Source organism: Paenibacillus sp. GYB003 (assembly GCF_036577625.1).
GTDB lineage: Bacteria > Bacillota > Bacilli > Paenibacillales > NBRC-103111 > Paenibacillus_AB.
This window is the reverse complement of record NZ_JARBDC010000001.1, coordinates 247,981-269,576: the sequence shown is the minus strand read 5'-3', so window position 1 is coordinate 269,576 and position 21,596 is coordinate 247,981. Positions and strand designations below refer to the sequence as shown.

The window sequence follows — 21,596 nt, the reverse complement described above, 5'->3', positions numbered from 1 at the left end:
TATGATTCGGTCACCTTATTAGCGGCTAAAAAACGGATGATGATCAAAAGTGTACCGGATCCTTCCTTGATGTTCAATTGCCTGCGTTCATTTTCGCGAGCGCGAAAAAACGCCAAGTCGGGAAATACCTCGTTGACGGACGATTTGCGGTCAAGCTATAATAGGAAAACAAACCAGGATTAAACCTGAGCGTTGTTAATTGTGGAAATTTTAAGCGTTTTCTTCTATTTTCCAAATCAGCATTAAATCAGAAAAGGGAGAACGACAACTTGCCCAACGAAGGAGCTGTGAAACGATGAGCGAGGTACAGTTGAACGGAAGCAAAGGCGCCGGAGCCGGCAACGACGAACAGCGATCCATCACCCGAAGAAACGTGCTGCGCACGCTCGGCATCGGCGGCGCCGTTATCGCCGGAAGCGCCTTTGCCTCGAAGCTGGCGATGGCCGCGAACGAGCCTGCGGCAAATAGCGACGACAAAAAGGTGCTGCAGGTGGCGAGCGTGAAAGCGTTGACCGAGCTGCCTCCCGGCCAGTTGAAGGACGGGCAGCATGTCCTTGTAAGCGGATACAATACAAGCGGCGACGGCGGCGGCAAGCTCGTCCGTTGGGTGGCTGGCAGCACGAAAGCGGATAACGGCGGAACGGTCCATGCGGCGAACGGTTCGACCGGCGGCCGATTCGAGGTCGTCCACGGCGGAGCGGCGGACTTCCGCTGGTTCGGCGTGTTCGGACCGGAGCAGGATGCGGACGCGGCGCTGGAGGCGATGGCGAACGACCCGGCGATTCACCGGATCGAGGCGCATTCGGATTTGAATTTCAAGAAGCGGCACGTGTTCCATCGCAGCAACCTTGAAGTCGACTTCCTGAACCATACGGTGACGACGGAAGGAATCGAGCCGAACAAGCTGGACAACCCGTTCGGGGCGGTGCTGTTTTTCCGGGGGACGCTTACCGGCGTGACGCAGACGGTGACGCTGTCGGCGAACGTGGAGGAATATTCGGACATCTTCGAGGTGGCGGATTCGTCGGCATTCGCGGTCGGCAGCTGGTGGCACGCGCAGGTGAAAAACAACGCCGGAGGCAGCGCGCAGCGCGAGCTCGACTACCTGGTGCAGGTGACCGAGGTGTTCGACGCGACGCATGTGCGGCTGAACTACAAGTCGGGATGGCAGCTGGCGGCGGGGCGTCAAATCACGTACAGGCAGGTCGAGCCGGCGGTGCGCTGCGTCGTGAAAAACATGAATTTCGTCGGGGTGCCGGTGCCGCCGAACGGAACGAGCCAGCGGCCGACGCCGGACTGGGACATGATCGGGTCGAATCCGGTCGCGTACGAATACGCGGTCGAGTGCGACGCGATCGGGATCAAGGCGACGAAGGTGTTTTGGCCGGTCGTCATGCGGCGGTACAACTCGCATTACGTGACGGAGCGGTGCCGGCTGATAAACCCGGAGGAGCGCGACTGGGGCGGAACCGGCTATTTGACGCAGCAGATCAACGTGCTGTACGGGCATGTGAAAGACTGCAACACGAGCAACGCGCGGCATTTGAACGACTTCACGTGCGCGGCGTACTGCCTGGTCGAAAACTGCCACGGCGACGGGGACGAGTACGGGCCGTTCGTGACGCACGGCCAGTTCGAGCACGATTTGACTTATATCAACAACTCGGGGCTGCTGTCGTTCGCGAACAGCGGGTCGACGTGGGGGGACAGCGCGAAGCGGATTACGGTGAAGAAGCATATCGCCTCGCGGATCGTGGCGAACAAGCGGCTGACCGATCTGACGCTGGAGGACTGCCATGCGGTCGTGACGTACACGAAGCCCGGAGTGAAGATGGCGAACTCGGGATCGATCTGGGTGAATATGGACGGCTTGCAAATGCGCGGCTGCACCGCGCAGGAAATGATTACGATCAGCAAAGGGTCGTCGCGGGGCAAACGGAAAAACATCATCGACAGCTGCTCGTTCGGCATGCTGGCCGGCTACGAGATCGCGCGTCCGATCCGGACGGGGACGACGGCGGTCGGGTATACGCCGAGCAACGGCGAGCTGACGATCGTCAACAGCGAGTTTACGAACGTCGAGGACGTCAATCTGGGCAGCATCAACAAGCTGACGCTGATCAACACGTGGTTCAAAGGCGCCTCGCCGGCGACGGGGAAAGTGCGGGTCGGCACGCGGGAGATCGTGATGCAGGGCGGCGGGCTGATCAACTGCGGCTTCGTGTTCACCGGAGCGTGGGACAAGGTCGGCGACGCGAACAACGCGAAAAATACGCCGGACCAATCGATTACGATCGACGGCGGGGCGGCGTTCAGCGGGACGAACGGCGAGAAGGCGTTTTTGAAAAGCGCGGACCCGGGCAACGTCGTCACGTGGAGCTTCGGCGACGTGACAAGCACGGCGGCGGACGCGGATACGGCGCATTTTCATATCGAGGGCGGCTCCCATAAGCTGAAGGCGATGCGCTCCCGTTTCAAAGGCGGCAAGTACGTCGTGGCGAACGCCGGCTTCGGCGGAGGCAATTATATGTTTATCACGTCCGTCATCGAGGAAGGCGTCAACCGGGCGGCTCTGCCGGCGGAGTCGGATACGATCCGACATAGCGCGAATAACTTGACGATCGTTTAGAGGAGGGGGACTATGCGCGTATTTCGCAACATGAAGCGCCGAGCGATCGTCATGTTGATCGTCTGCATGACGACGTCGGGCTGGCCGCTCGCATATGCGCAGGAAAGGCAGACGGACGCCAACGGGCATTGGGCCGAGGCGCGGTTATCCTCCTGGGTTTCCAAAGGGTACGTCCAGGGCTACGAGGACGGCAGCCTGCGTCCGGACGAAGCCGTCAAACGGGGGGAACTGGTAGCTTTAATCAACAGGGCGAGCGGGGCGACGGAGAAAACGGACATCCGTTTCCGCGATCTCGCTTCCGGGCATTGGGCTTACGACGAAGTGGCCAAAGCGGCGAAGGCCGGATACGTGGACGGCTACGAGGACGGCACCGTTCGTGTCGAAGCGGGCGTAAGCCGGCAGGAGCTGGCGGTCATGCTCGTTCGGCTGCTGAAGCTCGGCGATGCCGAAGCGGATCGAGGGCTGACGACATTCAAGGACGCCGCGTCGTTCCCGGCCTGGAGTCGGATGGCGATCGGCGCGCTGGCTGCGAGCGGCATTGTCGACGGCTACGAGGACGGCACGTACCGGCCGGCCGGACCCGTCACCCGGGCCGAAGCGGTCGTCATGCTGGACCGGGCGCTGAACGGGTCGATTTATCGCAACGCCGGCGTATTCGGTCCGCGGACCGGAACGGAAACGGTCAAAGGAAACGTGACCGTCACGGCATCCGGCGTCACGCTGCAAAATATGAGCATCGAGGGCGATCTTGTGCTGGCGGAGGCGATCGGCGAAGGCGACGTCGATTTGAAAAACGTCACCGTCTCCGGAACGACGCGTATATACGGAGGCGGGCCGAACAGCATCCGTTTCGACGATTCGGTTATTGCGCAAGTCGTTGTCGATAAACGAAACGGGCTTGTCAGAATCAAAGCGAGCGGAGCGACTGCGATCCGGGAAGCGGTCGTCCGGTCGGGCGCGATTATCGAAGCCGACGAAGCGACGGGAAACGGCGTCGATACGGTCACGTTATCGGAACCGCTGCCGAAAGACGCAAAGGTAACGCTTGTCGGCCGCTATGCCGACGTGAACGTGCGGGCCTCGAACGTACTCGTGGAAATACCGAAAGGAACGGTCTCGACTATGACCGTTGCGGGCGGCGCCCGAGAAACGACGATCGTCGTCGGCAAGGAAGCGGCGCTTTCGAGGCTCGTCCTGAACGCCGCCGCCTCCGTATTCGGGCAAGGGGAAGTGAAGCTTGCCGTCGTCTATTCGCCAGGCGTCCGATTCGAGAAAGCCCCGGCGAAAATTGAAGCGGGCAGCGGCATCGGCAAAAACGACACGATCGTAATCGGAGATCGGACGATCCCGATCGAAAGCGCCGAAAAGGCGAGCCTGCCATCGGCCGGTAACGGAGGAGGCATGCCGCCGACGGATCCGGACGACGGAGGAGGGACGCCGCCGACAAATCCGGGCAACGGAGGGGGAACGCCGCCGACGGATCCGGACGACGGAGGAGGGACACCGCCGACAAATCCGGGCAACGGAGGGGGAACGCCGCCGACGAATCCGGGCAACGGAGGGGGAACGCCGCCGACAGATCCGGCGACGGGCGCTCCGCAAGTTACGCTGCTTACGGATGGTACTGTGACCGAAAGCGTCTACGTCGGCGGGCAGCGGATTGCTACGGTCGGCGATTTCGTTTACGCCGTTTCCGATCAGGCGGGTACGATCTATCTCGTACCGGGGGCGACGACGCGATATATTACGATGCTGGATTCGATCGTCGAGCAAAGCAAAGGGATCCGCAAGCAGGCGGCCGCGGGCGAGAAAGCGATTCTTTCCACCGCCGGACTGCCGGCCGGGGATTATGTCGTGATCGGGCTCAACGACAAATTCGCGATGAGCGAATACGAGCCGGAGCAGGAGCTTCGCTTGAACGCGGCGCCGGACGCCCCTCTCGCCCAAAATACGCTATATGTGTACAGCAACAGCCGAACGGTCGATATCGGCTTCAACAAACCGATCCGGTCCGGCTTCGCTTCTGCCGATGCGTTGAAATCCGCCGTCTCGTACGCCGTTTATGGCGAAAGCGTAACGAGTTCGACGTACGCGGTCGACGATGCGATCGAAATTCGCGGCAGTTTGCTTCGCATCGCATTCGCGAACGCGCCTGCAGGCAAAACGAAGGTGTACATACCGGCGAATGCGTTGCAGGATTCGAGCGGCGCACCTTTACCGGCCCCCGTTACGGTCGAATTCGACTTCGGACCGTCGTTGACCGTTAAAGCCGGCAATTCCGTGCAAGCGGGACAAACGATCGCCGTCGTAACCGACAAAGCGGCGGACGTGTATTTGGTGCGGCGCGGATTAAGCGCGACGAAGGGCGATCTCGAGCAGGCGGTTCAAAAAGGAACGGCGAAAAAAGCGTCTATGGCCGCCAACGCCGAAGCAATCCTTTCAACGGCAGGGCTGCCTCCCGGCGAATACTCGATCATCGCCTGGGGCGGCGGTTCCGCACCGATCCTGATTCGCGATTAATCCGGCGAATTCCCGGAGGGAGCAAATCCCCCGGGACTTTTTTTTGATATCTACAATCGGATTCACTCCGCCAACCGCTGGAACAGAACCGGAATTCCTACCGCTGGCGACTGCTTGCCGCATGACCCGCCTTCGGTTGACAAAGGCTCACCGGCAACCTATAATCGGAAACAAACCAGGAACGAGTCAGAAAAAGCGGTGTCAACGAACAAATCGAAAATCGAGAAACGAAAAGGGAGAGGCCCAGTTGGAACAAACGATCAAGACGGAAAATGCCGGCGTTTCCGGAACTTCGAACGAGCGCGGCGGGCGGCCGGAAAACGACCGGCCTCCGGCCGGCGGCGTCCTCTTCGCGCCCGACGTCGCCTCGCTCCTGAAGCTTCCGGCGTCCGGGCTTGCCGACGGAACGGTCGCACGGGTCGGCGGATACGAACGGGACGGCGACGGCGGCGCGAAATGGGTTCGCTATTGCGCGGACAGCATACGCGCGGACAACGGCGGGACGGTGCACAATCCGCACCGAAGCGAAGCGGAGTGCGGTCGGTGGGAGACGGTGCACGACGGCGTCGCCGACTTCCGGATGTTCGGCATTTTCGACGCCGCGCGAAACGCCGACGACGCGCTCGACGCGATGATGGACGACGCGTCGATCTACCGGATCGAGGCGCGCAGCGATTTGAACTTTGCGCGCCGGCATACGTACGGCCGCAGCCACATCGAGCTCGATTTCATGGGACATACGGTCACGACCGAAGGGATCGAGTTGAACGTCCCGGACAACCCGTTCGGCGCCGTCGTTTCGTTTCGCGGAACGCCGGCAGGCGCTGCGCAAACCGTCGTATTGACCGAAGCTTTGGCGGAGCTGACCGATATTTTGCAAGTGGCGGACGCCTCCGCATTCGCGCCCGGCGACTGGTGGATCGCGCGGGTGTCGAGCCTGCCCGGCGGGAGCGCCCGGCGCGAGCTGGACTATATGCTGAAAGTGACGGAAATTATAGACGGCACGCATGTCCGGTTCAACTACAAGCTCGGCTGGAGCATCGCCGAAGGCCGGACCGTCGAATATACGAAAATGAACCCGGTCGTCCGCAGCCGCGTCCGCAACATGAAATTCGTCGGAGTGCCGGTGCCGCCGACGGCATCGACGACGACGCGGCCGTTCGATACGTGGGACTGCATCGGCTCGAATCCGGTCGCGTACGAGTTTGCGGTCGAATGCGACGTTTCCGATATAAGGGCCGAAGCCGTGTTTTGGCCCGTCATCATGCGGCGGTACTGCTCGCATTACGTGACGGAGCGGTGCGAGCTGGTCAATCCCGCGCAGCGGGAATGGGGCGGAACCGGCTACTTGACGCAGCAAATCAACGTGCTGTACGGGCACGTCAAAGATTGCAACACGAGCAACGCGCGGCACTTGAACGATTTCACGTGCGCGGCGTACTGCATGGTCGAAAACTGCCACGGCGACGGGGACGAATTCGGTCCGTTCGTCACGCACGGCCAATTCGAGCACGATTTGCTTTATATCGGCTGCTCGGGCCTGCTTTCGTTCGCCAACAGCGGCCCGACTTGGGGCGACAGCGCGAGACGCATCACGGTGCGGCGCCACGTCGCCTCCCGGATCGTGGCGCACAAAAAGCTGACCGACTTGACGCTGGAAGACTGTCACGCCCATTTCAAGGAAGGGATGCAGGACTCCGGCACGATCTGGGCCAATCTCGACGGCTTGATCATGCGGGGCTGCACGGCGGAACGGATGGTGACGCTGTCGCAAAGCTCGTACCGTTCGCTGCGGGACAATGTCATCGACGGCTGCGGCTTCGCGCTGGCGGACGGCGGCGAGCTCGCGCGGTCGCCCGGAGAAAGCGGCGAAGCGGTCGGTTTTATGCCGGTGCGCGGAAACTTATTAATAACGAACAGCCGCATTTCGCAAGCGGCCGACGTACGGATCGGCTCGATCGGCAGGTTGACGATCGCGAATACGCAGTTTGTCGGTAAAGCGGGGACGGCCGGCGCCTTGCGAATCGCCAGCCGCTGCGTTTCGATTGTCGGCGGCAGCTTTACCGACTGCGGCATCGTCCTGATCGACGTTTGGGATCGCGAAGACCGCGGCGAGGCGGCGCAAACCGGGGCCGGGGTCCGCTCGGTGACGATCGACGGCGGGACCGCTTTCGGCGGATCGAACGGCGAAGGCGCGTTCGTCAAGCGGGCGGCAGCGGACGGAGCGATCATGTGGTCGATCGGCAGCGCCGTGTTCGATACGGACGATCGCGACTTGGCCCATTTGGACATTCGGTCGGGGACGAACCTGTTCCGCGCGACCGGCGCCCAGTTTTCGGGCGGAACGCTTTTCTTGTCGGACGCCGCGTTCGGCGAAGGCTCGTACATGCTGTACACGGCGTGCGTCGAACGGAACGTGCGGAGAGCTTCGATGCCGCCGCAATCGGAAACGATCCGCCATATATCCGGCAATCTGATTTTGCCGGCATGACGCCGCCAAACCCGATGCCTTTTCCAGCCATTGACAGGGCGGGACGGACGATTGCTATAATAGGAATGTTCTTATCGAATGCGAATGAGGGTAACGTATGGACGATCACGTAAAGCGGAAAAGCTCGCGCGAGCGGCTCAACGAGATGATCAACAAGCTGCGCGAGGACATTGTGCAAGGCCACAGGCTGGCAGGGGAATATTTGCCGTCCGAAAAGGCGCTGGCGGAGCAGTTCGAGCTGAGCAACCAGTCCGTCCGCAAAGGACTGGACCTGTTGGTCAGGGAACGGTTTATCGAAAAAATTCCCCGCGTCGGCAACAAAGTGATCGGCGACTGGGACGATTCGAAGCGGACGGTGAAGCTCGGATTCCATTCGTCCGTCATCGGCGAAGCGAGCCTGCTGCAGCTGATCGCGATGTTCCAAGGAGCGAATCCGCGCATCAAAGTGCAGATCGTGCCGCTGACGAGCTCGAGCTTCCATTATATCGGCAACTATTTTGCCGGAGGCCTGCTCGATGTCGTCATGATGAACTATACCGACTTTCGGGAATGCATCGAGAACGGCGGCAGGCAGCTGCTCGAGCCGCTCGAACGCAATCCGGGCCTGTATCCGTTTCTTTCGGACGGTTTCGCCGAAGAAGGACAGCTGCTCGTGCAGCCGTTTATTTTTTCGCCGCTGCTGCTTGCCTATAACCGCGCCCATTTCGCCGAACGCGGCTTATCGGAGCCGGACAGCAGCTGGACGTGGCGCGACGCGATTCGCGCGGCGGATCGGCTCGCGGCGCCTGGAGAGCGGGTCGGCTTTCACTTCGATTTTTATTCCGCGAACCGTTGGCCGCTGCTGCTGCTTCAGCTGGGGGCCCGCTTCGAGCGGGGAAGCGCCGGCGAGCTCCGGATCGCGGGGACGGGAATGCTCGATTCGCTCCGGACGTGCCGCGAGCTGAAAAACGAGCTGGCCCATTTGTCGGACGGGGCCGCAACCGGCGAATCGGAGACGATGCTGGCAAAAGGCAAAGCTTCGATGATCGTGACGAGCTTTTTTTATTTGAACTATTTGCAAAACTCGAACGTGCCGTTCGATATCGCGCCCGTCCCGCACTTCGGAACGCCGATGTCGCTGCTGCTGTCGATCGGTCTGGCGGTGAACCGGGCGTCGAAGGAGAAGGAGCCGGCGCTCCGGCTGCTCGAATTTTTAACGTCGGCGCCGGCGCAAACGTATATTCGCCGGCATACGTACAGCTTGCCCGCGCTCCGGTCGGCGGCCGAATGGGTCGGAGAGGAGAAGCTGTACCGCCCGTCGCGGTTTTCATTGTTTCGGGAGACGATTCCCGGCTTCCGGTTTTTTACCGAGCTCGGCATCGGCGCGATAGAGCTGGCGCGGCTGAACCGCGATTTGAAAATGTATTGGGCGGGCCTGGAGACGGAAGAAGAGCTGAGCCGCCTGATCGAGTCGCGGAGCCGCGGCGGCTCCGGCGAACCGGCCCGCCAATAGCGGGCCGGGTTTGTTTTGCTGGAAAGCGGGCCGCAAATAAGCTACAATACTAGTTATGATTCGTCATTCGCAGGTCCATCCATTCATAGAGGTGAAATCCGTGCAGCCGAAACAATCGATTATTCATCTGCCCGTATACCAGCCCGGCAAGCCGATCGAGGAAGTGAAGCGCGAGCTCGGCTTGTCCGAGGTGATCAAGCTCGCTTCCAACGAGAATCCGTTCGGATGCTCGCCGAAAGCGAAAGAAGCGATCGTCGCCGAGCTGGAGACGGCGAGCCTTTATCCCGACGGCGGAGCCGTCGAACTGACCGCGGCGCTGGCCGCGCATTTCGGCGTTCGGCCGAACCAGATCATTTTCGGCGCGGGCTCGGACGACGTCATTTTGATGATCGCCAGAGCCTACTTGGTGCCGGGCGACGAAACCGTTATGGCGAGCCATACGTTCCCGCAGTATAAGCACAACTGCGAGATCGAGGGCGCCGTATGCGTCGAAGTGCCGCTGAAGGACGGCAAGCACGACTTGCCGGCGATGCTGGCAAAAATCAATGAACGGACGAAAATCGTCTGGGTATGCAATCCGAACAATCCGACCGGGACGGTCGTCACGAAAGCGGAGCTAAGCGATTTCCTGAAACAAGTGCCGCCGTCCGTTCTCGTCGTATTGGACGAAGCGTACATCGAATATACCGATTCCCCGGATTTGCCGGACGGCATCGAAGTGATCGCCGAATATAAAAACGTCATCACGCTGCGCACGTTTTCCAAAATATACGGCTTGGCGTCGCTTCGCATCGGCTACGGCATCGGCGATCCGTCCGTCATTCACGCGATCAACCAGGTGCGCGAGCCGTTCAACACGAACCGGTTCGCCCAAGCGGCGGCCAAGGCGGCCGTGCAAGACCAGCAGTTCATCGCTTGCTGCCGCGAGCAAAACGCGAAAGGCATCGCGTATTTGACCGGCGAGTTCGACCGGCTCGGGCTCGACTATTACCCGGCTTACGGCAATTTCGTCATGGTCGACGTGAAGCGTCCGGCCAAGGACGTGTTCGAATCGCTGCTGCGCAAAGGACTGATCGTCCGCGGCGGCCACGCGCTCGACTTCCCGACGAAAATCCGGGTGACGGTCGGCAGCCAGGAGCAAAACGCGAAGTTTATCGCCGCGCTCGAGCAGGTGCTGGCGGAAATCGCGGTACAAGCCTAATTCTACGATAAAGAGTGAACGTGAAATGACCAAAGTCGCCATAATCGGCGTCGGGTTGATGGGCGGCTCTCTCGCGCTTTGCTTCAAGGGCAAGCCGGGCATTCGCGTCGCGGGGTTCGACATCAATCCGCTCGAATTGGAAAAAGCTTTGAAGCGCGGCGTCATCGACGACGCCTGCGCTTCGCTCGAAGACGCGGCGCAGGACGCCGACTTCGTTTTTTTATGCGTCCCGGTCGGGTATTTGCGGCATTACGTCGACAGGCTGCTGCAGCTGCCGCTCAAAACGGGGTGCATCGTTTCCGACGTCGGCAGCACGAAGGCGTCGATCGCGGAGTATGCCGCGGCCCGCGTCAAGCCGGGCGTCCATTTTATCGGCGGGCATCCGATGGCCGGCTCGGAACGGTCGGGCGTTGAAGTCGCCGCCTCGCATTTGTACGAAAACGCCTTTTACGTGCTCACTCCGGACGATTCGACTCCGCAGGAAGCTTACGACAAACTGGTCGAGCTGCTTCGGTACACGAAAGCGCAAATCGTGCGGGTCGACGCCAAGCATCACGACGAAATCGTCGGGGCGATCAGCCATCTGCCCCACGTCATCGCGGTGGCGCTCGTCAATCAGATCGCCCGCTACAACGAACGGGACGGCCTGTACGAGAGTCTGGCGGCGGGAGGCTTCCGCGACATTACCCGGATCGCCTCGGGCCATCCGGACATGTGGCGCGACATATTGCTGAACAATCGCCACGTCCTGCTGCCGCTGCTGCGCGATTGGAGCGCGGAGATGGACAAGTTCGCCAAGCTGCTCGAGGCCGGCGACGGCGAAGGCATTTACAAGGAGTTCGAGCAGGCCGGGGCGTTCCGCTCCAAGCTGCCCGAACGGCGCAAAGGGGTCATTACCGCCTTGTACGACGTTTACGTCGACGTTCCCGACCATCCCGGCATCATCGGCCAGATCGCGTCGCTGCTCGGCGATCATCGCATCAATTTGAGCAACATTCAAATTATCGAAAGCAGGGCCGACGTTCCCGGCGTGCTGCGGCTCTCGTTCCGCAACGAAAACGATATGGACGCGGCGATCGAGCTGCTCGGGCGGCACCGGTACGAAGTGAAGCTGTAGTCTCCTATTTTTGCCGATAAAGCGACGAAACGATGAAACCGTTTCGCCGCTTTTATCGTCTATAGAGATGAATGCAAGCGATTGCGAACAACCTAATATTTGGGAAACCGTTTTCAAAAAAACCGTTGACAAAATGTAAACGGATACATATAATAAAAGTACAGTATGGTTTCTCTCCACTCCTATCCGAAAATATGGCACTCTGTGCAACCACCGGATTCGGTGGTCTTTTTTTTGTGTTTTTTACGTAAAATGGATCGTTTGCAGCCGAAAGTTGCAATTTCCGTGTCGAAATAAGAAGGATTTTTCCTAGTATTTGCAGAATTGTTATAGCTTAAAGCGAAACCTCATCACGACGAACATATTTTTGCCGTTTCGCGCAACTTTTTGCTCCCGTCATAGTAAAACTAAGTAGACTATCGACTGGGAGCGTCACTCGGCAGGCAAGGAGGGGCGCTTGTAATGACCGATTCCCAGTTGATCCGGGAAATCAAGGACGGCAACGTGCAATATTACGAGGAATTGATGCGGCGTTACGAGCGCAAAATTTTGTCGTACATCTATCACATGCTGAAAAGCGCCCGCATGGAATCGATGGCCGAAGATTTGTGCTCCGAAACGTTTTACAAAGCGTACCGCAGCTTGCACTCCTTCCGCGAAATCGAAGCGTCGTTTTCGACTTGGCTATATACGATCGCCCGCAACACGGTTTTAAGCGAGCTGCGCAAAAATAAAGGCGCGAGCGTTTCGCTCGGGGACAACGGCGCGATGTCTGTCGCTTTGACGCTCGCATCGAGCGAGCATACGCCGGAGCAAACGATTTTGCGAAACGAAAAAGTGACGATGGTGCGCAACGCCATCAACAATTTGCCCGAAAAGCAGCGCTCGGCGCTTATTTTGCGGGAATACGACCAGATGGATTATCAGGAAATCGCCGCGATTTTGGGTCAAACCGTCAGCTCGGTCAAATCGCTCCTGTTCCGGGCGAGAGCGAGCATCAAGCTGCAGCTGGAGCCGTACATGGAACCCGTCTTCAAAGAGTAGAAGGGATGAATCAGCGATGAAATGCCAAGAGGTTCAGGAATGGTTGGGTGCCTACTGGGATTTGCCCGAAAACGACGAGCGGCGCCGAGCCGTCGACGAGCATATCGGGCAGTGTCCATCGTGCCGCGAAGAATTCGACATTTGGAACGAAAGTATGGAGCTCATTCGCGATACCGCGAAAAGCGTCGACGAACGGATTCATTACGCGCCCGTCTCGACGCAGGTGATGAACCGAATCTATACGGACGAATCGTGGCGGCTGCCGGTTCCGAGCAAGCTCTATGCGTTCTCTTATAAAATGCGCCGCAACTTGACCGCCGTCGTGGCGCTGTGCATGACGCTGTTCGTCTTCGGCTTCGTATGGTCCGTCATGGGCGGGGGGGCTTCCGACAATACGCCGAAATACGGCTTGAAGCCGGTCGCCGCCGTTACGGCGGATACGGGCGGCGTTTCCGGCAAGTCGAAGCCGCTGCCGGTCGCAACGGCCAGCCTGAAAGATCCGTACATGGTGACCGTCGGCCCGATCCGCAGCGTGCCGGATTATATGGTCGTCGTCTCGATGCTCGGCCTGACCGGCACGATTTTGATCATGAATTGGCTGTCCCGAACAAAAGCATAGCCGGCCGTTACGACCTCTTCCGCGGAGGTCTTTCTTTTCGGAAAAAAACGGGGCGCCACTTTACATACAGAGCTGGAGGAATTCGAATTGACGACAACGACGTTCGGTCTGGTCCGACACGGGACGACCGATTGGAATTTGGCGGGGAGGCTGCAAGGGCAAAACGACATTCCGCTGAACGAGGCGGGAAGATGGCAGGCCCGGGCGATCGGCGAGCGAATCCGCAAGGAGCGGTGGGACGCCGTCGTCAGCAGCGATTTGTCGCGGGCCAAAGAAACGGCCGAGCTTATCGCGGACATTGCCGGCATCGGACCGGTGCGCTGCGACCGGCGTTTGCGCGAACGGACGCACGGGCGGCTGGACGGGACGACGCTCGAGGATCGGATCGCCGCATGGGGAGCGGACTGGAGGCTGCTGGACCACGGCGTCGAGACGGACGAACGCATGTACGCGAGAGGAATCGAATGCATCGAGCAGCTTGCGCGCGATTATGCGGGCAAGCGCGTCCTCGTCGTAACGCACGGCGCCTTTATCGGCGTTTTGCTCAACCGCATGCTGGAGCGGATGCCGGAAGGCTCACTGCAGAATACGTCGCTCACGATCGTGGAGCGGACGGCCGACGGCGGCTGGACGTGCCCGCTGTTCAACTGCACGTCGCATATCGGATAACGAAACCGATTCGCGGGGAGTAACCCCGCCGGCCCGGATAGTTACGGCGAACGAACGATTCGCCGGAATATCCGGGCTTTTTTTGTTCGCATGGCAAGCAGGCCGCGTTTAATTTTTCCAAAAATAGCGATAATGGTTAGTAAAGCAAAGGAGGATCGCTATGAATTTGGCCGAGATGCTTTGCTATGCCGACATCGGACAGTTAAGCCGTATCGCGAATACGTATGACTGCAAGTGCAACGGACATTCGAAAAACGAGCTGATTCAATCGATATTGGCGCAGGTGGGCCGCAAGGACGTGTTCGAGCGGGAGCTCGGCGCCTTGCGGACGGAAGATATCCGCTTTCTGAACTCGATCATGTTCGAGATGAGGGACATGTTCAGCCTCGAGGAGCTGATCGCGAGGGCGCAGCAGTCCCACTTCGAGCCGACCGGCGAAAACCGCAATCCGCGGGACATGATCGCGAATTTCAAGCATCGCGGCTGGCTGTTCAACGGGCATTCGCAGACGACGAAATATTTGTTCCACTTCCCGCAAGATTTGAAGAAGCGGTTTACGGACGCGATGGTCCGGTCGTTCGGACGGAACCTGGAATTTGCGGACGACCCCGCCGTTTACCGGGACGAGCAGCGGCTCATCGTCGACGACCTGTACAACTTGCTTCATTATATATACCATAACGAAATCGTGCTTACGTCGGACGGAGCGTTCTACAAGCGCAGCTTGCTGCAGCTGCTCGACCGGCTGCTCATCAAGGAGGAGCCCGTAGCAAGAAGCGCCTGGAGGTTCGGTTACGGACGCAAATACCGCGATTTGCCCGACCGTCTGTCGTTTTTGTACGACTATTGCTACTACCACGATTACGTCGACGAGCAGCCCGGACGGCTGGCGCTGACGGACAAAGGGGTGCAGGCGGTTCTCGAAGGAAGGCGGGAAAACTTGGCGGACGTCTACCGGTTTTGGCTGAAGCTGTACAAAGGGCCGATTCCGAACCTGCAGTCGCTCGTGTTCTGGATCGGCAAGCTCGCCTCGGACTGGGTCGGCGCGAAATCGCTCTCCGCCGCGCTATGTCCGCTAATCCGGCCGTTCTATTACGATTCGCCGGAGTCGATTTTCGAGCAGCGCATCGTCCGCATGATGATGCATCTCGGGCTGCTGCGCGTCGGCGAAGACGAGGAGCTCGGCAAGACGCTGCTGTTTACGAAGCTCGGGGAGAGCATCGCTTCCGGGACGTACGTGCCCGACGAAGAAACGATTGCGCTGCCGATTGACAGTCCGCCGATCGCCTGATACAATTTTCTCCATTTCAAATCAATCGGAAACGGAGAGAGATATCCATGCTGCATCGATACAAGGACATTTACCCAAACGTGCATCCGGCCGCTTTCGTGGCGGAAGGCGTTCAGCTGATCGGCGACGTTCTCATCGGGGAGGAGGCGTCGATCTGGTACAACGCCGTGCTGCGCGGCGACTTGGCGCCGGTACGCATCGGGCGGAGAACGAACGTCCAGGACGGCTGCATCGGCCACGTCAATACGGACCAGCCGCTCTTGGTCGGCGACGACGTTTCCGTCGGACACGGGGCGATCATTCACGGGTGCACGATAGGCAGCGGCACATTAATCGGCATGGGGGCTATCGTACTAAACGGGGCGGAAGTCGGTGAATATGCTTTAATAGGGGCAGGGTCTCTCGTCACGGAAAATAAAAAAATACCGGGCTACACGCTTTCGCTCGGTTCTCCTGCCAAAGTAGTGCGCGAGCTGACGGAGCAAGATTTGGAGCGAATGAAACGAACGACGGAAGGCTATTTGCTGAAAGGAAAAGAATACAAGAGCGGCTTGTAGCGCACGCTTGTTTCCTCTTTCCGGCAGGCAGTATATCCATACAAGGAGGGTTGCTCTTTGGAAAAAATGGACGTTTCCGGTTATGCGGCCATGTTGGGACTTTTCGCGGAAATGGTACTGGATGAAGCGATACGCAAGCAGAAGGAGCAGACGCTTTACCGGGAAATCGACAGCGCGCTTGAGAGAGGGGACGAAAAGTCGTTTATTGCGCTTACGGAGCAATGGAAAGAGCTTCACTCCGGGCAATCCGGAGCCTAGGACGCATCCGGTCCGAAAAGACGGCGAACGCGGGTTCGTCCGTCTTTTTGTTTTTCGCGTCTTCATCGCATTCGGCCCGTCTTTGTGCTACATTAATATAGGCGCTTTCGGGCGCCTGCGGGAACCGAGAGACAAGGAGTGGACAAGCTTTGAAATTCAGCGATATCGAACGTTCCGATTGGGAAGGATTGAAGCCGTATTTGGACACATGCCTGCTGCCGGTCACCGGTCTGACCGGATTCGAGCAGCCTTGGGAGGCGACCGCGGAGCTGGAATTTTTGCGCGACGCGATGGATTGCCTCGAAGCACCGTACAAAGGGCGCGTCGTTACATATCCCGCCTTTCATTACGTCGAAGGGCCCGCTGCGGCGGAGGCGGTCAATTCGGTTTGCCGCAAGCTGAAGGGGGCGGGCTTCCGCTATGTCGTCCTGATGACGGCCAATCATTTGGTCGCCGCGGTCCCGTATCCGGATGCCGATCTGGTGCTGTGTCCGGAAACGGCCGGCGGCGAGACGATGAACATTGCCTCGTTTCGCGAGAAGGTCGCGGCGGACGTGCGCGGGCTGTGGCAATCCGGGGCGAAAACGGCCGGCGAATGAGAAACCGTTCCATTTCGCGCGTATGATCGGCCTCCAAATGGAGAAGGATAAGTTCAAGACGAACTTGTGACAATTTCGTTAAATGTTGGCTCGATCGATTCGAAACGGCTCGCAAATGCAAAGTCAACATTCTTGACGCCCTACATGTCCTAGGCTATTATAGTAATGTCCTAGTATGTGCAATGAATTTGTCGTTTTACGACGTGCGATAAATGGCGTAAAAGGGGGTAGAAGACGAATGAATGACGCAACTCACAGGCACTCTTCCGAACAACCGACGCGACGCGAAATGTCCCGCCGTCAGTTTCTGTCGTATGCCCTCGGCGGAACGGGCGCTTTCATGGTGGCCGGCGTGACGATTCCGATGATCCGTTTTGCCGTCGACCCGCTCTTGCAGCCGACCGGCGAAGGAGCATTCGTGAAGGTCGTGGAAGAAAGCAAAATTTCGAGCGAGCCGAAGTCGTTCAAGTTTCAAGTGCATCAAGTCGACGGCTGGTACGAGAGCGAAATCGAGCTGGAAGCATGGATCATGAAGGACGAGAAGGGCGCGATCTACGCCTTGTCGCCGATATGCAAGCATTTGGGCTGTACGGTAAACTGGAATGCGGATACACGGTACCCGAACCAATTTTTCTGTCCTTGCCACGAGGCGCATTATACGAAGGAAGGGAAAAATTTGGCCGTTGCGCCGCTGCCGCTGGACGAATACCAGGTCAAAGTCGAGAACGGATTCGTGTATCTCGGTAAAGTGCAGCCGAATCAGCATGTCACGAAATAAGGAGGCGTTACGATCAAATGTTCAAAAGCATGTATAACTGGATTGACGAGCGTCTTGATATAACCCCTTTATGGAGAGACGTTGCTGACCACGAAGTTCCGGAGCATGTCAATCCGGCGCATCACTTTTCCGCATTCGTATACTGCTTCGGCGGACTTACCTTCTTCCTGGTAGTCATTCAGATTTTGTCGGGGATGTTTTTGACGATGTATTACGTGCCCGATATTATCAACGCGTATACGAGCGTCGATTACTTGCAAAATAAAGTCGCATTCGGCGTCATCGTGCGCGGGATGCACCATTGGGGCGCGAGCTTGGTAATCGTCATGATGTTCCTACATACGCTACGCGTATTTTTTACGGGTTCGTATAAGGCGCCTCGCGAAATGAACTGGGTCGTGGGGATGCTTATTTTCTTTGTCATGCTCGGCCTCGGGTTTACCGGTTACTTGCTGCCGTGGGACAACAAAGCGTACTTCGCGACGAAGGTCGGGATCGGGATTGCCAACGCCGTTCCGGTCATCGGTCCGTACATCGGCATTTTCCTGCAAGGCGGCGAGATCGTAGGCGCCCAAACGCTCACCCGTTTCTTCGCGCTTCATGTATTCTTCTTGCCGGGGGTTCTCCTTGCGCTGCTCGCCGGTCACTTCTTCATGATCCGCAAGCAGGGCATTTCCGGACCGCTATAATCGAAGGGAGGACGAATACGTGGCACACGGTCATAAATCAGATGAAAAAGTGGTATACGTAGGGGATTCCCGCGTTCGTAAAAGAGCGCCGATGATTCCCCCCGATTATTCGGCGTATCCCGGCAAGTCGGAAGCGTTCGTCCCGAACTTCCTGCTGAAGGAATGGATGGTCGGCTGCGTCGTGCTTGTCGGCGTGCTTGTGCTCGTCATGCAGGAAGCGGCTCCGCTCGGATATCCGGCCGACCCGACCAATACGGCCTTTATTCCGATGCCGGACTGGTATTTCCTGTTCTTGTATCAGTTTTTGAAATATCCGTACGTCTCGGGCAGCGCGTTCAAAATCTTTCTCGGCTCCGTCGTCGTGCCCGGCATCGCGTTCGGCGCGCTGCTGCTCGCTCCTTTTCTGGATACGGGCAAAGAAAGACGATTTTACAAGCGCCCGATCGCATCGGCTTTCATGTTCGTCACGCTCATCGCTTGCATCCATTTGACGGTCGTCTCCTGGATGCACTACCAGCAAGAGCTGAAGGACAAAAACATTATTCCGGAGCACATCAAGCGCGAGGAAGAAATGAAGGAAGCCAAAAAAGCCGGCAACACGGAAGGCAGCGGAGGGACGAAAAAGCCGGCAACGGCGGCGATCGTCGCCCAAGACGATCCGGCTTACGAAATTTATAAAAAGGCGACTTGCGCCACTTGCCACGCCAACGATTTGAAAGGCAGCGCCGCGGCGCCTACGCTTCGCAGCATCGGGGACAAATACTCGAAAGACGATATTATGGCGATTATCAAAAACGGGAAAGCTCCGGGTATGACGGCTCAATACGACCCCAATATCCAGAAAGGCTTGACCGCGGCCGATATCGACAAAATGGCCGAATGGCTGGCGAAGCAAAAGAAACAATAACAGCATCGAACGGAGATTAAGCCTGACCGTGTTTCAGCGGTCAGGTTTTTCTGTAGCCTCGCCGCATCGGCGGGGGCGGTGAGGAGGAACGTCCTATGTCGCTATGGTATTGGTTTCATCGCGTTTTGCTGCACAACCGGTCGTTTCTTCTGGCGTTGTTCGCGATCAACGTACTCGGCACGATATACGGATACGTGTGGTACTGGGATCAAATCGTCTACACGGTGGAACGGATGCAGCCTTGGCTCGTACTGTTCGTGCCGGATAGTCCGACGGCCAGCTTCTGGTTCACCGTCTCGCTCGGCATTTTGCTCTTCGGCCGGGAAGCCGTCCATTCTTATGCCGCCGGCTGGATCGCGGCGCTCGGCGCCGTATCGTCCGTCAAATACGGCGTATGGGCGGTCGCGATGAACGCGGCCGTCGCCTACCAAGGCGAGGCGCTCGTATGGGAGGAATGGATGCTGATCGTCTCCCATCTCGGCATGGCCGTCGAGGCGCTGCTGTTCATCGGCCGGTTTCGCGTCCGGCCCGCGCATTTGCTGTTCGCGCTGCTGCTTATGCTGCTGGGCGATTGGCTCGATTACCACGCATCCATCTTTCCTTGGCTTCGGAAAATACTGCTCGACGATCTGGAAGCGATCGAGCTTTTCACCTGGTCGATGACCCTCATCAGTACGGCCGCCGTCGCGCTGGCGATCCGCTGGTCTAAAATCGGACAAACCCCCATAAGATGATGTCGAGGGGGGATGTCCGATGTTTGTTTTCGGATACGGGCGACTATGGACGACCGTCGCGGTCGCGCTGCTTGTCGCGATCGTTCTCGCCGGCTGCGGCAAAGCGAAAACGATCGAGTCGGCCCGGCCGGCGACGCCGGAGCAGTGGAAGCAGGTCGAGCAGCTGAACAAGACGGCGGACGACATGTACCGGTACGTGATGGACGGCGATATCGACAAAGCCCGCGCCAAGCTGGAGGAGCTGAGCGCGAAAATGACCGACATACGCTTCACCGGAATCGCTTCGGTGGAAGGCGTCGGCGCGCTAAGCGAAGCGATCGTGCAGGCGAAGCGGGCGCTGCAATCGGTGCAGGCGTCGCCCGAAGCGGGACAAGCGGCCGCGGCGAAAATTCGTCTCGCGACCGATGCGCTCACGCATGCGAACCAGCCGATGTGGCTGGACTACTATAAAACGATGAAGGAGTCCGCGAGCCGGCTGGCCCAGGCGGTGCAGGCGCGCGACAAGCCGGAGGCGGTCCGCCAGCTCGAGCAGCTGCAGCTTCGCTACGGCACGATTCGCCCGTCGCTGCTCATCAGCAAACAGCCCAGCGACGTGGAAAAGATGGATTCGCTGTTCGCGTTTTTGCAGGGGCAGCTGGCGAAAACCGAAATCGATACGAAGCAGTTGAACGGCGGCTTGACGCATTTGCACGCTTCGCTCGACGAGCTGTTCGGGCAAACGGATCGGGCCGCGTACGTTCCGATCGTCGAGAAGCGGGTCCCGCTCACCTGGGTGCTTCTGCTCGGCTCGATCATCGTCGCGGTGCTGTCGTTTGCGGCGTGGCGCATTTTCGATTTCGAACGCAATTCGTTCGGCGGGAGAACTCGGATGTGAGGCTAACGAACCGAGTAATGGCATGGACAGAAAAGGACCGTCCGGTGTATACCGGACGGTTTTCTTAGTCGGTCGGCACCGAAGCCGTCAACGCCCGCGAAAGCCTTCGCCGAGCACGTCGTGCACGTCGGATATGACGATGAACGCCTGCGGATCGATCCGTTTCACGATCGATTTCAGCTTTCGCGTTTCCTGTCGGGCGACGACGCTGTAAACGACGCTTTTGCTCGCCTGCGAATAGGCGCCCTTCGCCGGAAACAGCGTGACGCCGCGATCCATCTCGCGGGTAATCGTCTGTGCCAGCAATTCGCCGTGATCGGACATGATCGTGAACGCTTTGGCGGAATACGCCCCTTCGGTAATGAAATCGATCGTCCGGGAGGCGACGAAGACGGCTACGAGCGTATACAGCACTTTTTCTTTCGGTATATACAGCAAGGACGTGCCGATGACGAGCACGTCTACGCCGAGAATGACTTGGCCGATGCTCCAGCCTCTCGTTTTCGACAGCAAGCTCGCGATAATATCGGTTCCGCCGGTCGTCCCGCCGAACCGGAAGACGATGCCGAGCCCGATCCCGAGCGTAAGCCCCGCGTACAGCGTCGCCAAAAAGAAGTCGTGCTCCGAGCGAAACGGCACGATCCATCCGCGTCCGATCAGCAGCTCCATCGCCCTTAAAAAGAGCGACAGCATAACGGCGCCGAAAATCGTATTCAGCATCGCCGATTTGCCGATCGTTTTCCAGCCGATAATGAATAACGGTACGTTGAGGGCGAGCGTGGTGACCGACACCGGCCAACCGAGCGCATAGTTGAGCAGCAGCGAAATGCCGGTGACGCCGCCTTCCATAAGCTCGTTCGATATCACGAAATAGTGCAGGCCGAATGCATAGATGGCCGTACCGAAAGCGATCGGCAGCCAGGACCGGAAAAAATCGATCAGCCGTTTCGTCGTCATGCGCGCCCTCCCGTTTCGTTGACATGGTTCGCTAAACCGTAGTATGCCCGATTCCGCCGCGTTCGCCGACCGCGCCGGCCGGACGGAGCAAAAAAGATTGTTTTCGGCGGCCGTTTTGCGTTAACATGTATATATGTTGAACAGGGGCTGAAACATGCGCCGAATTCACG

At 58.6% G+C, this 21,596-nt stretch carries 19 protein-coding genes; 18 read left to right on the top strand and 1 reads right to left on the bottom strand.

Features of this window, described 5'->3' with window-relative positions; translation table 11 throughout:
* Positions 1-295: 295 nt before the first annotated feature.
* The 18 genes from PV407_RS01270 to PV407_RS01185 all read left to right on the top strand — a co-directional run bounded on the left by PV407_RS01270 (position 296) and on the right by PV407_RS01185 (position 20,469).
* Positions 296-2,629, top strand: a complete 2,334-nt coding sequence (locus tag PV407_RS01270) for a hypothetical protein (RefSeq protein WP_332088038.1) — start codon at positions 296-298, stop codon at positions 2,627-2,629.
* Positions 2,630-2,641: 12 nt separating this feature from the next.
* The gene (locus PV407_RS01265; RefSeq protein WP_332088037.1) at positions 2,642-5,149 is read left to right on the top strand and encodes an S-layer homology domain-containing protein; all 2,508 of its coding nucleotides are present in this window, start codon (positions 2,642-2,644) and stop codon (positions 5,147-5,149) included.
* A gap of 247 nt (positions 5,150-5,396) precedes the next feature.
* Positions 5,397-7,640 (top strand): hypothetical protein, encoded by a 2,244-nt coding sequence (locus PV407_RS01260; RefSeq protein WP_332088036.1) that lies wholly within the window; start codon positions 5,397-5,399, stop codon positions 7,638-7,640.
* A gap of 97 nt (positions 7,641-7,737) precedes the next feature.
* Complete coding sequence (locus tag PV407_RS01255) at positions 7,738-9,132, top strand: extracellular solute-binding protein (protein WP_332088035.1); 1,395 nt, start codon at positions 7,738-7,740, stop codon at positions 9,130-9,132.
* Positions 9,133-9,232: 100 nt separating this feature from the next.
* A complete protein-coding gene (gene hisC, locus PV407_RS01250; protein WP_332088034.1) occupies positions 9,233-10,333 on the top strand; it encodes a histidinol-phosphate transaminase in 1,101 nt (366 codons plus the stop codon).
* A gap of 25 nt (positions 10,334-10,358) precedes the next feature.
* Positions 10,359-11,450: a prephenate dehydrogenase gene (locus PV407_RS01245; RefSeq protein ID WP_332088033.1), complete on the top strand. Its 1,092-nt coding sequence runs from the start codon at positions 10,359-10,361 to the stop codon at positions 11,448-11,450.
* Positions 11,451-11,912: 462 nt separating this feature from the next.
* A complete protein-coding gene (locus PV407_RS01240; RefSeq protein WP_332088032.1) occupies positions 11,913-12,494 on the top strand; it encodes an RNA polymerase sigma factor in 582 nt (193 codons plus the stop codon).
* Between the two features lie 16 nt (positions 12,495-12,510).
* On the top strand, positions 12,511-13,113 hold the full coding sequence (locus PV407_RS01235; protein ID WP_332088031.1) for an anti-sigma factor family protein: 603 nt from the start codon (positions 12,511-12,513) through the stop codon (positions 13,111-13,113).
* A gap of 87 nt (positions 13,114-13,200) precedes the next feature.
* The gene (locus tag PV407_RS01230; protein WP_332088030.1) at positions 13,201-13,782 is read left to right on the top strand and encodes a histidine phosphatase family protein; all 582 of its coding nucleotides are present in this window, start codon (positions 13,201-13,203) and stop codon (positions 13,780-13,782) included.
* A gap of 160 nt (positions 13,783-13,942) precedes the next feature.
* Positions 13,943-15,073 carry a hypothetical protein gene (locus PV407_RS01225; RefSeq protein WP_332088029.1) on the top strand — a complete coding sequence of 377 codons (1,131 nt, stop codon included), beginning with the start codon at positions 13,943-13,945 and terminating at the stop codon, positions 15,071-15,073.
* 47 nt (positions 15,074-15,120) lie between these two features.
* On the top strand, positions 15,121-15,630 hold the full coding sequence (locus tag PV407_RS01220; protein ID WP_332088028.1) for a gamma carbonic anhydrase family protein: 510 nt from the start codon (positions 15,121-15,123) through the stop codon (positions 15,628-15,630).
* Between the two features lie 66 nt (positions 15,631-15,696).
* On the top strand, positions 15,697-15,888 hold the full coding sequence (locus tag PV407_RS01215) for an IDEAL domain-containing protein (RefSeq protein ID WP_442951614.1): 192 nt from the start codon (positions 15,697-15,699) through the stop codon (positions 15,886-15,888).
* 149 nt (positions 15,889-16,037) lie between these two features.
* On the top strand, positions 16,038-16,487 hold the full coding sequence (locus tag PV407_RS01210; protein WP_332088026.1) for a DUF2487 family protein: 450 nt from the start codon (positions 16,038-16,040) through the stop codon (positions 16,485-16,487).
* 238 nt (positions 16,488-16,725) lie between these two features.
* Positions 16,726-17,265: a ubiquinol-cytochrome c reductase iron-sulfur subunit gene (locus PV407_RS01205; protein WP_332088025.1), complete on the top strand. Its 540-nt coding sequence runs from the start codon at positions 16,726-16,728 to the stop codon at positions 17,263-17,265.
* Between the two features lie 17 nt (positions 17,266-17,282).
* On the top strand, positions 17,283-17,954 hold the full coding sequence (gene qcrB / locus PV407_RS01200; RefSeq protein WP_332088024.1) for a menaquinol-cytochrome c reductase cytochrome b subunit: 672 nt from the start codon (positions 17,283-17,285) through the stop codon (positions 17,952-17,954).
* A 19-nt stretch (positions 17,955-17,973) separates the two neighbouring features.
* Positions 17,974-18,861: a c-type cytochrome gene (locus tag PV407_RS01195; protein ID WP_332088023.1), complete on the top strand. Its 888-nt coding sequence runs from the start codon at positions 17,974-17,976 to the stop codon at positions 18,859-18,861.
* Between the two features lie 95 nt (positions 18,862-18,956).
* Positions 18,957-19,595, top strand: coding sequence for a DUF1405 domain-containing protein (locus PV407_RS01190; RefSeq protein WP_332088022.1), 639 nt, complete (start codon positions 18,957-18,959; stop codon positions 19,593-19,595).
* Positions 19,596-19,614: 19 nt separating this feature from the next.
* Complete coding sequence (locus tag PV407_RS01185; protein ID WP_332088021.1) at positions 19,615-20,469, top strand: sporulation protein YpjB; 855 nt, start codon at positions 19,615-19,617, stop codon at positions 20,467-20,469.
* 87 nt (positions 20,470-20,556) lie between these two features.
* Here the strand turns inward: PV407_RS01185 and PV407_RS01180 are convergent, their stop codons facing one another.
* On the bottom strand, positions 20,557-21,426 hold the full coding sequence (locus tag PV407_RS01180) for a YitT family protein (protein WP_332088020.1): 870 nt from the start codon (positions 21,424-21,426) through the stop codon (positions 20,557-20,559).
* Positions 21,427-21,596 lie beyond the last annotated feature (170 nt).

Bases quoted from the DNA above. Each gene is read 5' to 3' on its own strand.
- PV407_RS01205 (WP_332088025.1), top strand. From the start codon at position 16,726: ATGAATGACGCAACTCACAGGCACTCTTCCGAACAACCGACGCGACGC.
- PV407_RS01235 (WP_332088031.1), top strand. From the start codon at position 12,511: ATGAAATGCCAAGAGGTTCAGGAATGGTTGGGTGCCTACTGGGATTTG.
- qcrB (WP_332088024.1), top strand. From the start codon at position 17,283: ATGTTCAAAAGCATGTATAACTGGATTGACGAGCGTCTTGATATAACC.
- PV407_RS01185 (WP_332088021.1), top strand. From the start codon at position 19,615: ATGTTTGTTTTCGGATACGGGCGACTATGGACGACCGTCGCGGTCGCG.
- PV407_RS01270 (WP_332088038.1), top strand. From the start codon at position 296: ATGAGCGAGGTACAGTTGAACGGAAGCAAAGGCGCCGGAGCCGGCAAC.
- PV407_RS01265 (WP_332088037.1), top strand. From the start codon at position 2,642: ATGCGCGTATTTCGCAACATGAAGCGCCGAGCGATCGTCATGTTGATC.
- PV407_RS01220 (WP_332088028.1), top strand. From the start codon at position 15,121: ATGCTGCATCGATACAAGGACATTTACCCAAACGTGCATCCGGCCGCT.
- PV407_RS01180 (WP_332088020.1), bottom strand. From the start codon at position 21,426: ATGACGACGAAACGGCTGATCGATTTTTTCCGGTCCTGGCTGCCGATC.
- PV407_RS01240 (WP_332088032.1), top strand. From the start codon at position 11,913: ATGACCGATTCCCAGTTGATCCGGGAAATCAAGGACGGCAACGTGCAA.
- PV407_RS01225 (WP_332088029.1), top strand. From the start codon at position 13,943: ATGAATTTGGCCGAGATGCTTTGCTATGCCGACATCGGACAGTTAAGC.
- PV407_RS01245 (WP_332088033.1), top strand. From the start codon at position 10,359: ATGACCAAAGTCGCCATAATCGGCGTCGGGTTGATGGGCGGCTCTCTC.
- PV407_RS01190 (WP_332088022.1), top strand. From the start codon at position 18,957: ATGTCGCTATGGTATTGGTTTCATCGCGTTTTGCTGCACAACCGGTCG.
- PV407_RS01215 (WP_442951614.1), top strand. From the start codon at position 15,697: ATGGACGTTTCCGGTTATGCGGCCATGTTGGGACTTTTCGCGGAAATG.
- PV407_RS01255 (WP_332088035.1), top strand. From the start codon at position 7,738: ATGGACGATCACGTAAAGCGGAAAAGCTCGCGCGAGCGGCTCAACGAG.